The 12406-nt window shown below is 71.9% G+C and carries 11 protein-coding genes; 9 read left to right on the top strand and 2 right to left on the bottom strand.

The features are described from left to right. Nucleotides 1–10: 10 nt before the first annotated feature. The gene (locus ACZ7L7_RS22030) at nt 11–760 is read right to left on the bottom strand and encodes a GntR family transcriptional regulator (protein ID WP_285511594.1); all 750 of its coding nucleotides are present in this window, start codon (nt 758–760) and stop codon (nt 11–13) included. 27 nt (nt 761–787) lie between these two features. Further along, on the bottom strand, nt 788–2104 hold the full coding sequence (gene hmgA, locus ACZ7L7_RS22025) for a homogentisate 1,2-dioxygenase (RefSeq protein ID WP_472076862.1): 1317 nt from the start codon (nt 2102–2104) through the stop codon (nt 788–790). A gap of 149 nt (nt 2105–2253) precedes the next feature. Between hmgA and ACZ7L7_RS22020 the strand changes: the two genes are divergently transcribed. From ACZ7L7_RS22020 to ACZ7L7_RS21980, 9 genes are all read left to right on the top strand, one after another. Continuing rightward, entirely contained in the window at nt 2254–2832 is a 579-nt protein-coding gene (locus ACZ7L7_RS22020; protein ID WP_285511591.1) for a hypothetical protein, read from the top strand. Continuing rightward, nucleotides 2829–3446, top strand: coding sequence for a TetR/AcrR family transcriptional regulator (locus ACZ7L7_RS22015; RefSeq protein ID WP_285511590.1), 618 nt, complete (start codon nt 2829–2831; stop codon nt 3444–3446). Before ACZ7L7_RS22020 ends, ACZ7L7_RS22015 begins: the two co-directional genes overlap by 4 nt. A gap of 99 nt (nt 3447–3545) precedes the next feature. Beyond that, nucleotides 3546–5777 (top strand): molybdopterin oxidoreductase family protein, encoded by a 2232-nt coding sequence (locus ACZ7L7_RS22010; RefSeq protein ID WP_285511589.1) that lies wholly within the window; start codon nt 3546–3548, stop codon nt 5775–5777. 98 nt (nt 5778–5875) lie between these two features. Continuing rightward, nucleotides 5876–7297, top strand: coding sequence for a CitMHS family transporter (locus ACZ7L7_RS22005; protein WP_471591681.1), 1422 nt, complete (start codon nt 5876–5878; stop codon nt 7295–7297). A gap of 40 nt (nt 7298–7337) precedes the next feature. After that, complete coding sequence (locus ACZ7L7_RS22000; protein WP_472076859.1) at nt 7338–8672, top strand: MFS transporter; 1335 nt, start codon at nt 7338–7340, stop codon at nt 8670–8672. Nucleotides 8673–8787: 115 nt separating this feature from the next. Next, nucleotides 8788–9399, top strand: a complete 612-nt coding sequence (locus tag ACZ7L7_RS21995; RefSeq protein ID WP_285511586.1) for a hypothetical protein — start codon at nt 8788–8790, stop codon at nt 9397–9399. Next, a complete protein-coding gene (locus ACZ7L7_RS21990; protein WP_472076857.1) occupies nt 9389–10297 on the top strand; it encodes a class F sortase in 909 nt (302 codons plus the stop codon). The genes ACZ7L7_RS21995 and ACZ7L7_RS21990 overlap by 11 nt, the downstream gene beginning before the upstream one ends. A 175-nt stretch (nt 10298–10472) precedes the next feature. Continuing rightward, nucleotides 10473–11828: an ABC transporter ATP-binding protein gene (locus ACZ7L7_RS21985; RefSeq protein WP_471591683.1), complete on the top strand. Its 1356-nt coding sequence runs from the start codon at nt 10473–10475 to the stop codon at nt 11826–11828. A gap of 20 nt (nt 11829–11848) precedes the next feature. Continuing rightward, nucleotides 11849–12313 (top strand): DUF3574 domain-containing protein, encoded by a 465-nt coding sequence (locus ACZ7L7_RS21980; RefSeq protein ID WP_285511584.1) that lies wholly within the window; start codon nt 11849–11851, stop codon nt 12311–12313. The last annotated feature ends 93 nt before the right edge of the window (nt 12314–12406 follow it).

Here is a 12406-nt window from a genome sequence, read left to right as displayed (position 1 = left end):
AAGACAGGACCTAGGTAGCCTCCAGCGTCACCGTGAAGGAGAAGCGGTCGCCCCGGTAGTGGATGACGGCCACGTCCAGCACGCGTCCGTCCGAGTCGTAGGTCACGCCCGTGTAGTGCAGGATCGGGCTCAGCAGCGGCACTTCCAGCAGGCGGGCCGTCTCGGGGTCGGCCAGGCGGGCCTCCACCGTGTCCGTGATGCGGCTGATGTCCGCGCCCACCACATCGCGCAGCACCTTCGTCATCGGCCAGCGCGCGAGGTCGGCCGGGTCGACGCGGTCGGCGAGTTCGGGGCGGACGTAGTTGCGGGCGTGGTTCGTCGGCTCGCCTGTCTTCTCGTCACTGCGCAGGCGGTGGTACGTGGCCACCTCCTCCAGGTCCGGGAAGTACTCCGCCACCTCCCCCGGCACCGGCCCCTTGCCGTGCTCCAGCAGCCGGGCCGCCATGCCCGACTGCTGCGCCACGATCGCGTCCACCGACCCCAGCAGCCTGACCGGCGCCCCGCGCTGGACATGCGGCTCGATGAACGTGCCCCGGCGCCGGTGGCGGGTGATCAGCCCCTCGTCCTCCAGCTCCTTCAGCGCCTGCCGCATGGTCAGCACGCTCACGCCGTAGTGCCCGGCCAGCTGCTCCTCGGTGGGCAGGCGCAGCGGGTCCTGCGGACGGCGGCCGAGTATCGAGGCCCGCAGCGACTGCGAGACCTGGTACCACAGCGGCAGCTTGCGGTTGAGGACGATGGAGTCCGGGGCGAAGGAGGTCACGGGGCCATCCGTACCGGCAGGAGTTGATCAGTGCAAGGGGCGGAAGTGCCGTTCGAGGCCCCGCCACACGTCGTCGTAGCGCTGCTGCAGGTGGTCCGCCCCCGCCGCCTGCGCGGTCAGCGCCACCGGCCAGCGCGTCTCGAACATGAACGCCAGCCCGTCGTCGATCTTCTGCGGCTTCAGCTCGGCGGCGCTGGCCCGGTCGAAGGTCTCCCGGTCCGGGCCGTGCGCCGACATCATGTTGTGCAGCGAGCCCCCGCCCGGCACGAACCCCTCCGCCTTGGCGTCGTAGGCGCCCTCGATCAGGCCCATGTACTCGCTCATCACGTTCCGGTGGAAGTACGGCGGCCGGAAGGTGTCCTCGCCCACCAGCCAGCGCGGCGCGAACACCACGAAGTCGACCCCGGCCAGGCCCGGCGTGTCGGAGGGGGAGGTGAGCACCGTGAAGATCGACGGGTCCGGGTGGTCGTAGGAGATGGTCCCCATGACGTTGAAGCGGCGCAGGTCGTACACGTACGGCACATGGGTGCCGTGCCAGGCGACCACGTCGAGCGGGGAGTGGCCGTACTCCGCCCGCCACAGGTTCCCGCAGAACTTGTTGACCACCTCCACCGGCCCCTCGACGTCCTCGTACGCGGCGACGGGCGCCCTGAAGTCCCGCGCGTTGGCGAGGCCGTTGGCGCCGATCGGGCCGAGGTCGGGGAGCTGGAAGGGGGTGCCGTAGTTCTCGCAGACGTAACCACGGGCCGACTGGTCCAGCAGCTCCACCCGGAACCGCACCCCGCGCGGGATCAGCGCCACATGCCCCGGCTCGGCGTGCAGCAGGCCGAACTCGGTGCGCAGCAGCAGCCCGCCGCGCTCCGGCACGATCAGCAGCTCGCCGTCGGCGTCGCTGAAGACCCGGTCCATGGAGGTGTTCGCGTGGTAGAGGTGCACGGCGATACCGCAGCGCTGGGTGGCGTCTCCGTTGCCGCCGAGCGTCCACAGGCCGGCCAGGAAGTCGGTGCCGGGGGCGGGGTCGGGCAGCGGGTTCCAGCGCAGCCGGTTCGGGTCGGGCACAGTCTCGGTGAAGGGCGCCGTACGGATCGCGCCGTTGTCCATGCGCGCGAACGCCGGATGCGCCGCCGAGGGACGGATCCGGTACAGCCACGAACGGCGGTTCTGCGAGCGCGGCTCGGTGAACGCCGAACCGCTCAGTTGCTCCGCGTACAGCCCGAGGGGCGCGCGCTGCGGGGAGTTGCGGCCCACCGGGAGGGCGCCGGGCACCGCCTCGGAGCTGTGCTCGTTGCCGAACCCGAGGAGATACGACAGCCCCTCCGCGGTCTTCCGCGCGTCCCCAGTCATCTTCGCTCCCTTGGCGTCGGAATCCTATGTATCACCGTAGGATTGCGCTTGATCAGGCGCAAGGGGGAGGCCGTTGTCATCACTGGGGACGACCGGAACCCGACTCCAGGGGGATTCGAGTGTCGGACCCTTGTTCTACGCTCCAAGGCATGTCGTGGACGCGGGGACCACTTGCCGCGCTCGCGGTCTGTGTCCTGCTGGTGACCGGATCCGCGGGCTGCGGAACCAGTGGCACAGAGGACGAGAGAAAGGGCCGTTCGGCCTCGACGGTCGGCGAGCTGCTCGACGACTCCGACGAGCAGGGCAGGCTCTATCGCGAGGTGGACGCGGACCAGGCGCCCGAGGTCGGCGTCGAGGTCGAACCCAACGACGACGACAGCTGGGACGTCCGGCTGACCGTCCGCGGCTTCCGCTTCTCGCCCGCCGGCACCAAGGAGCACCCGGTCGCCGGGCAGGGCCTGGCCCACCTCTACCTCGACGGCAAGCTGATCGCCAAGCTGCGCGGCCCCGCGTACCGGCTCCCGGCCGAGCTGGTCCCGCGCGGCACCCACCAGCTCACCGCCCGGCTCTACGCCGACGACGGCACGGTGTGGGCCACGGACGGCGAACCGATCGAGAGCACGGCCGACCTCACGGCGTCCGAGACCGACCCCTCGATGAGTGCAGGGGCCACCCGAGTACGTAATGGAGGGCAAGGTTCACCGGACCGCGCCGGAAAGGCATCATGATGCCCGTGCCCCACGCGACCTCGCTCCGCCGTGCGCCCGTCCAGCGGCGCAGTGCCGAACGGCTGACCCGCATCCTCGACGCCTGCGCCGACCTCCTCGACGAGGTCGGCTACGACGCCCTGAGCACCCGCGCCGTCGCCGAGCGGGCCGGTGTCCCGATCGGCTCGGTGTACCGCTTCTTCGGCAACAAGCGCCAGATGGCCGACGCCCTGGCCCAGCGCAACCTCGACCGCTACGCCGACCGCGTCGCCGAACGCCTGCGCGACGGCGGCGGCCGGGACTGGCGGACCGCCATGGACGCCCTGCTCGACGAGTACATCCTGATGAAGCGGACCGCACCCGGCTTCTCCCTGGTCGACTTCGGCAACCAGATACCCATCGGCACCCGCCGCTCCGAACCCAACCACCGCGTCGCCGACCGCCTCACCGACCTGCTCTCCGGCTACCTCGACCGCACCCCCGACGAGGACCTGCGCCGTGTCTTCCTGGTCGCCGTGGAGACCGCCGACACCCTCGTCCACCTGGCCTTCCGCGTCTCCCCCCAGGGCGACGAGGGGATCATCGAGGAGGCACGGGTGCTGCTGCGCGCCTATCTGGCGCGGGTACTGGACTGATCGGTTCTCCGGGTCCGGGCGCCGACGACCCCTCCCCTCCATCCCTACCGGTCGGTATGCTCACCCGTGAGACAGGCACCGCTGCCCCCGGGAGGACCCGTGTCCCGCACCGCCCTGCGTATCTGCCCCCTGTGCGAGGCCACCTGCGGGCTGACCCTCACCATCGAGGGATCCCGGGTCACCGGTGCCCGGGGTGACCGCGACGATGTGTTCAGCGCCGGGTTCATCTGCCCCAAGGGGGCGTCCTTCGGGGCCGTCGACGGGGACCCGGACCGCCTGCGCGGGCCGCTCGTGCGCAAGGACGGCGAACTGCGCGAGGCCACCTGGGAGGAGGCATTCGACGCCGTCGCCGCCGGAATCCGGCCCCTCGTCGAGCGGTACGGTCCGAACACCGTGGGCATCGTCCTCGGCAACCCCAACGTCCACACCGTGGCCGGTGCCCTCTACCCGCCCGTCCTGATCGGGGCGCTCGGCACGCGCAGCCTGTTCAGCGCCTCCACCGTCGATCAGATGCCCAAGCACGTGTCCAGCGGCCTGCTGTACGGCGACGCCAACGCCATCCCGGTGCCCGATCTGGACCGGACGGACCATCTGCTGCTCATCGGCGCCAACCCCCTTGAGTCCAACGGCAGTCTGTGCACCGCCCCCGACTTCCCCGGCCGCCTCAAGGCGCTCAAGGCCCGCAGCGGCACCCTCACCGTCATCGACCCCCGCCGCACCCGCACCGCCAAGCTCGCCGACCGGCACGTCGCCATCCGCCCCGGCACCGACGCACTGCTGCTGGCCGCCATGGTCACCGTGCTGTTCGAGGAAGGGCTGGTCGACACGGGCGAGTTGACGCCCCATCTGGAGGGCGTCGAGCAACTGCCGGGCGCCCTCGCGGACTTCACACCGGAGTCCGTCTCCGAGGCCTGTGACGTCGACGCCGGACTCGTCCGCACCCTCGCCCGGGAACTCGCCGCCGCGCCGACCGGTGTCGTCTACGGCCGTATCGGCACCTGCACTGTCGCCCACGGCACTCTGGCCAGCTGGCTGGTGGACGTACTCAACATCCTCACCGGCAACCTCGACCGGCCCGGCGGCGCCCTCTTCCCGCAGGCCGCCACGGACCGGACGCCCCGGCCCGCCGGTCCCGGGCACGGCTTCCAGCTCGGCCGCTGGACCTCACGGGTGAGCCAACACCCCGAGGCCAAGGGGGAGTTGCCGCTCTCCGCGCTCGCCGAGGAGATCGACACCGTCACCGAGGAAGGCGAGCCGGTGCGCGCGGTCATCACCGTCGCCGCCAACCCCGTGCTCTCCGCCCCCGACGGCGAACGGCTCGACAAGGCGCTGGCCGGACTGGACTTCATGGTCAGCGTCGACCCGTACCTCAACGAGACCTCCCGCCACGCCCACGTCGTCCTGCCCCCACCTCCGCCCTCCCAGAGCCCGCACCACGACTTCGCCTTCAACACCCTCGCCATCCACAACCAGGTCCGCTACAGCCCCGCCGCCGTCCCCCTGGAGCCCGGCCGGATGGCCGAGACCGAGATCATGGCCCGCCTCGTCCTCGCGGTGAGCGGCATGCACGGCGCCGAACCGGGCGCTGTCGACCAAATGGTCATCGACCAGACCCTCGGCAAGGCCGTTAAGGAACCCCACTCCCCGGTCCACGGCCGCGACCCGCGCGAACTCGCCGGACAGCTCACCGGCGCCACCGGCCCCGAGCGACGGCTCGACATGATGCTCCGCCTCGGCCCCTACGGCGACGGCTTCGGCGTGCGCCCCGACGGCCTGACCCTGGAGAAGCTGCGCGCGCACCCGCACGGCATCGACCTCGGGCCGCTCAGGCCCCGGCTGCCGCAGCCGCTGAAGACCCGCAGCGGAAAGGTCGAGCTGCTGCCCGAGCCGATCGCCGCCGACCTGCCGCGACTCGGGGACGCGCTGCACCGCCGCCCCGACGGGCTCGTCCTCGTCGGCCGCCGCCATCTGCGCTCCAACAACAGCTGGATGCACAACGTGCCCGCCCTGACCGGCGGGACGAACCGCTGCACCGTGCACATCCACCCCGAGGACGCGTCCCGGCTCGGTGTCCGGGACGGGGCGGCCGTACGGCTCAAGGGGGCCGGAGGCGAGATCACCGCGCCCGCCGAGGTCACCGACGCCGTGCGCCCCGGCGTGGTCAGCCTGCCGCACGGCTGGGGCCACGACCGGCCGGGGACCCGGATGAGCCACGCCGCCAAGGACCCCGGCGCCAACGTCAACCAGCTCCTCGACGGCAGCCTGCTCGACCCGCTGTCCGGCAACGCGGTACTCAACGGAGTGCCCATTCAGCTCACCGCGCTGACCTGAGCAAAGCTCTGACCTGGGGTTTTGCCCATATTGCTCGGGCGTCAACGTCTTGCTGACGCCATCTGTGGAGACCTAACGTCATCGCACCGCCGGCCCTGGTGGGATGTTCAAGGGCGAACGTTAGGTATCCACTCATGCTGACCATCCTCGGCTTCGCCATGATCGCGACCTTCCTGGTCCTGATCATGATGAAGAAGATGTCGCCGATCGCGGCGCTCGTGCTGATCCCGGCATTGTTCTGCGTCTTCGTCGGAAAGGGCGCCCACCTCGGTGACTACGTCATCGAGGGCGTCACCGGCCTCGCCCCCACCGCGGCGATGCTCATGTTCGCGATCGTCTACTTCGGTGTGATGATCGACGTCGGCCTCTTCGACCCGATCGTGCGCGGGATCCTGAAGTTCGCGAAGGCCGACCCGATGCGGATCGTCGTCGGTACGGCCGTCCTCGCGGCGATCGTCTCCCTCGACGGCGACGGCTCCACCACCTTCATGATCACCGTCTCGGCGATGTACCCGCTGTACAAGCGCCTGAAGATGAGCCTGGTCGTGATGACCGGCGTCGCCGCCATGGCCAACGGCGTGATGAACACGCTGCCCTGGGGCGGTCCCACCGCTCGTGCCGCGACCGCCCTGAAGGTCGACGCCAGCGACATCTTCGTCCCGATGATCCCGGCGCTCCTGGTCGGCCTGCTGTTCGTCCTCGTCCTGTCCTACGTGCTCGGCCTGCGCGAGCGGCGGCGGCTCGGGGTGCTCACGCTGGAGGAGGCGCTGGAGCCGCAGGAGGCGGAGACGGTGCTGGTCGGCGCGGGCGGCCAGGGCTCCGACAAGAGCACGGTGAGCGCGGGCGCCGGCCTCGGTTCCGACGACGCGGAGGACGACTTCCGGGGCCTCGACCCCGAGCGGGACACCCTGCGCCCGAAGCTCTACTGGTTCAACGCGCTGCTCACGGTCTCCCTCCTCACCGCCATGATCATGGAGTGGCTGCCGATCCCGGTGCTGTTCCTGCTCGGCGCCGCGCTCGCCCTCAGCGTCAACTTCCCGCGCATCCCGGACCAGAAGGCCCGGCTCGCAGCCCACGCCGACAACGTCCTCAATGTCTCCGGCATGGTCTTCGCCGCCGCCGTCTTCACCGGCGTCCTCCAGGGCACCGGCATGGTCGACAGCATGGCCAAGTGGATGGTGGACGTCATCCCCGAGGGCATGGGCCCGCACATGACCCTGGTCACCGGTCTGCTGAGCCTGCCGCTCACCTACTTCATGTCCAACGACGGCTTCTACTTCGGCGTCCTGCCGGTCCTCGCCGAGGCCGGCGCCGCGCACGGCATCTCGCCGCTGGAGATGGCCCGCGCCTCGCTGGTCGGCCAGCCGCTGCACATGTCGAGCCCGCTCGTCCCGGCCGTCTACGTCCTGGTCGGCATGGCCAAGGTGGAGTTCGGCGACCACACCCGGTTCGTCGTGAAGTGGGCCGCGGCCACCTGCCTGGTGATCCTCGGCGCGGGCATCCTGTTCGGCACCATCTGACCCGCGGGTCCACGTCCACGTCCTACGGAGGAAATCGCTCATGGCGCCCGGTGGGAACCGCGGCTGGCTGCTCCGCCTCGTCATCGCCTTCGGCTTCGCGCAGGGGGCGGTGTCGATGGCCCGGCCCGCCGTCTCCTACCGGGCGCTCGCGCTCGGCGCGGACGAGCGGGCGGTCGGTGTCATCGCGGGCGTGTACGCGCTGCTGCCCCTCTTCGCGGCCGTGCCCCTGGGCCGCCGCACCGACCACGGCCGCTGCGCGCCCCTGCTGCCGCTCGGAGTGGTCCTGATCTCCGGCGGCTGCGCGCTGAGCGGGCTCGCGGACTCCCTGTGGGCGATGGCGCTGTGGAGCGGCGTGATGGGCCTCGGCCACCTCTCCTTCGTCATCGGCGCCCAGTCGCTGGTCGCCCGCCAGTCGGCCCCGCACGAACAGGACCGCAACTTCGGCCACTTCACCATCGGTGCCTCGCTGGGCCAGCTCATCGGCCCCGTCGCGGCGGGCGCGCTGATCGGCGGCCACGACATGGCGGGCACGAGTGCGCTGGCGCTGCTGGTGGCGGGCGCGGGGGCGGCCATGGCGTGCGGCTCGCTGTGGCGCGTCGAGGACCGTCGTACGGCATCCGAGTCCCGTGCCACGAAGGGCGAGCGGGTCCCCGTCCACCGCATCCTGCGCACCCGGGGCGTACCGGCGGGGATGCTCATCAGCCTGTCGGTCCTGTCGGCGACCGACGTACTGACCGCGTACCTGCCGGTGGTCGGTGAGCACCGGGGCATCTCGCCGGCGGTGATCGGCGTACTCCTGAGCCTCCGGGCGGCGGCCACGATCGCCTGCCGTCTCGTCCTCACCCCGCTGTTGCGCCTTCTCGGCCGCACGGCCCTGCTGACGGTGACGTGTCTGCTGGCGGCCGGCCTGTGCGCGGGCGTCGCCGTGCCGGTCCCGGTGTGGGTGCTGGCCGTGATGCTGGCGGTGCTGGGCTTCTGCCTGGGTGTGGGCCAGCCGCTCTCCATGACGACGGTGGTCCAGGCGGCCCCCGACGGTGCCCGCTCCACCGCGCTCGCCCTGCGCCTGACGGGCAACCGCCTGGGCCAGGTGGCCGCCCCGGCGACGGCGGGCCTGGTGGCGGGCGTCGCGGGGGCGGCGGCCCCGTTCGTGATGCTGGGCGCGCTGCTGCTGGCCTCCGCGGGGGTGGCCCTGCGGACTCCGGGACGGGGCGGGGGAGCGGTGCGCTCGGCTTCCGGCCGTTTCGGGCCGGCTGCCGGGCCGCCGACGCCGCCGTCCCAGTCCTGCGCTGACCCGAAACCGCCGCATCCCGAGCACGGCCCCGCCCACCCCACCGATTCCGCCCCGCCCGGTCGCCCCCGCCCCGATGCGCCGTAAGGGCGATGGTTGACGCCCGGCAGGGCGCGGCGCACCACTGTACGGTCCGGCATGTGACAAAGAGTCAGCTGAAGTCTGATTTGTACGACAATCACTCTGGCTCGGAGGACCTCGCATGCCCACCACCCCCCTTCCCCGCCGCGCGGCGACGCGCACAGCCGCGCTCGCGGCTCTGACCCTCGCCGGGACGGCCCTCGCCGGGGCGCCCGCCGCTCTCGCCCAGCCGGGTGGTGACAACGGGGACGTCAAGATCCACGAAGTGGGCACCCCCTTCGACGACCAGCGCAACGAGCCCAAGGTCTGCGACTTCTACATCGCCGCCTTCAACTTCGACCCCGAGGAACGGGTCACCTGGACCATCCGGACCCAGCCGGAGGTCGCGGGCGGCACCCAACTGCCCAACGCGACCTACCCGAACAACACCATCACCATCGAGCAGGACGGCACCGCGCAGACCATCCCGCTCGCCCTGCCCAACGGGCAGTACAAGCTGACCTGGACGACCAACCTCGGTCACGGCGCGGGCAAGCACAAGGTGTTCAAGGTCGACTGCCCGATCTCCAAGCCCACGGCACCCCCCGGCCCGAACGGCGGTCCGCCGGCCGGCGGGGGCGGGATCGCGCGGGACGACGCCTTCGGACCCGTCGCCGGTGCCGCCGCGGTGGGCCTCGCGGCCGTGACCGGCGTGGTGTGGTTCCGGCTCCGTCGGCGGCCGCATGGCGCGTGAGCGGCCCGCCGCGAGCGCCGGGGGAGCCGGATCGCCCAGGGGCCGGGCCCGCCGCCCGGCCCCGCACCGGCGCGGCGGGCGGCGCCCCCGGTACCGGACCCGCGCGTACCGGCTGACCAGGACCGCCCTCGCGGTGCTCGCGCTGGTCACGGGCGGTCTGTGGTGGGGGCAGGACGAGGAGCCCGGCGCGGTGGCCGACGCCGCCCAGCCGGGGCACCCGGCCGCAGCCGGTCCGGCGTACGACGGCCCCCGCGGGACCGACCCGCAGGGGCTCCGGGGCCGCCCGGACGACATCCCCGACCGGCCTGCGGTGTCCCCCGACCGGCCTGCGGTATCCCCCGACCGGCCTGCGGTGTCCCCCGACCGGCCGCCGCCCAGGGCCCGCTCCGGGCCCGAGCGCCCCGCCGCCCCCCTCCCGCGCTCCCGCGCCGCCCGCCTGTCCATCCCCCACCTCGACGTCGACGCCCCCGTCGTCGACCTGCGCCTGGACCGCGAACGCCGGCTGCCCGCACCGGACGACGGCGACCCCAACCTCGTCGGCTGGTACGCCGACGGGCCGTCCCCCGGAGAACAGGGCACCGCCGTCGCCGTGGGGCACCTGGACACCGACACCGGGCCCGCCGTCTTCGCCGGGCTCGCCGAACTCGGGCGCGGCCACCGGGTCGAGGTACGGCGCGCGGACGGGCGGACCGCCGTGTACGCCGTCGACAAGGTGCGGTCGTACGAGAAGGACCGGTTCCCCAACCGCGAGGTGTACGGGCCCCGGGCCCGCCCCGAACTGCGGCTGATCACCTGTGGCGGAAGCTACAACCGCAGAACCGGCTATTCCGGCAATCTGGTGGTCTTCGCCCACCTGGTGGAGGTCCGGGACGCCCCGTCCCGCCCGGGGCAACGCTGAATTCGGCCGTCCGCTTTCTCACCTAGTGGACGCTGCAAGCGGATCGCGTTCATCCTCTTCCCTCCGGCGCGCACATTCCGTTAACTTCCGTGACTCACCGGCCCCGTACGACCCGCACGGGGCATCCCGTCGCGGAGCACCAGGGCCGCCGAACCCAGCCCCCGGGGGCACCCCAATGACACGCGCCATCTCTCTGCACAACGTGAGCAAGAGCTACGCGAAAGGTGTTCGCGTGGTCGAACGGCTCTCGTTGGACATCGATCCCGGTGAATTCCTCGTCCTGCTCGGCCCGTCGGGCTGCGGCAAGTCGACAGTGCTGAGAATGATCGCCGGCCTTGAGGAGATCGACGAGGGCGAACTGTTCCTCGACGGCGAGTGGGCCAACGATCTGCCGCCCTCCGGACGGGACATGGCGATGGTCTTCCAGAACTTCGCCCTCTACCCGAGCATGACCAGCCGCGACAACATCGGCTTCCCGCTGCGCATCGAGGCACCCGGCGAGGACCCGGGACCCCGCGTGGACGCCACCGCCCGGATGCTCGGCATCGAGGACCTCCTCGACCGGCTGCCCGCCCAGCTCTCCGGCGGTGAACGCCAGCGCGTCGCCATGGGCCGGGCCATCGCCCGCCACCCCTCCGCCTTCCTGATGGACGAGCCGCTGTCCAACCTCGACGCCAAGCTCCGCAACCACCTGCGCGCCGAGATCACCAAGCTCACCCGGGACCTGGGCGTCACCACGGTCTACGTCACCCACGACCAGTCCGAGGCCATGTCCCTCGGCGACCGGGTCGCCGTCCTGCGCGGCGGCGTGCTCCAGCAGATCGGCACCCCGCGCGAGGTCTACGCCCTGCCCCGCAATGTCTTCGTCGCCGCCTTCATCGGCACCCCGCGGATCAACCTGCTGCGCGGCCTGGTGCGCGCCCCGCTCGACGGGGCGATGACCATCAGCCTCGGCAAGCAGTTCCTGCGGCTGCCCGAACCCCTCTCCCTGGACCACCAGTTGCTCCGGGTCCAGCAGGGCCGCGAGGTGGTCGTGGGCCTGCGTTCGGAGGCCGTGCGGATCGCCAAGCCGACCTCCGCCCGGCCCGGCGAGGTGGTGCTGACCGGTCTGGTGGAGCACGTCGAGTTCCAGGGCCACGAGGTGCTCGTCCACTTCAACACCGGTTCCCGGCCCGCCGTCGTGCCCGAGCTGGAGGCCCCGCGCCCGGCGCGCCGGGTCCGGCGGCGCAGACGGGAGGGCGGCACCGTCCTGGACCGGATCCGGGAGCGGGCGGGCGCGCTGCGGGCGGGCTCGTCGGCCGTGGCGGTGCTGGACGACCCGGCCGACGCCGGTGAGGACCGCTCCTTCGAACCCGTACCGCCCGAGGGGCGGCTGCCCGGCGACCTGATCGTCCGGACCACCCCCGACATAGACCTCCGGCACGGCATGCAGGTGCCGCTCCTGGTCGACATCGCCCACATGTTCGTCTTCGACCAGGACGGCGAACGGATCTGTCCCGCTCCGGCGCGGCTGCCGGATCTCGCGGAGTAGAGCCCGTAAGTGATGGGGACATGAACGTTCCCATCAAGCAGCGCCCGCGCACCCGCGCCGCACTCCTCGCCGCCGGTCTCCTGCTCGCCGTGGCCGCGCCCACCGCGTACGCCACCCTCGACGACAGTGAGTCCGGCGGCCTGCCGCGGCGCGGCGCGCCCTATGTCGAGACCCTGCTCTTCTTCGGCACCGAGCGTCCCGACGGCGGACCGGCCGTCACCGACGAGCAGTTCATGGCCTTCGTCGACGAGGAGGTCACCCCCGGCTTCCCCGACGGACTGACCGTGCGCACCAGCCGCGGCCAGTGGCGCAACGCCGACGGCACCATCGACAAGGAACGCTCGTACGAGTTGGTCCTGCTCTACCCGGTGGCCGCCGCGCAGACCGGTGACCGCAAGATCGAGGAGATCCGCCGCGCCTACGAGAAGGAGTTCGGCCAGGAGGCGGTGGGGAGGGTGGACGACCGGGTGGAAGTCGACTTCTGAGCACCTTCCGGGCAGGGTGAGCTGTGCCATGCGGGCGGTCCCTGGTGCCGGAAAACTAACGGCGCTAGTTTAAGGGGGTCCCGCAGTCGCACC

The organism is Streptomyces sp. NPDC110618 (genome assembly GCF_055657065.1).
The sequence above is the reverse complement of the archived record's forward strand: the minus strand, read 5'-3'. Positions and strand labels throughout refer to the sequence as shown.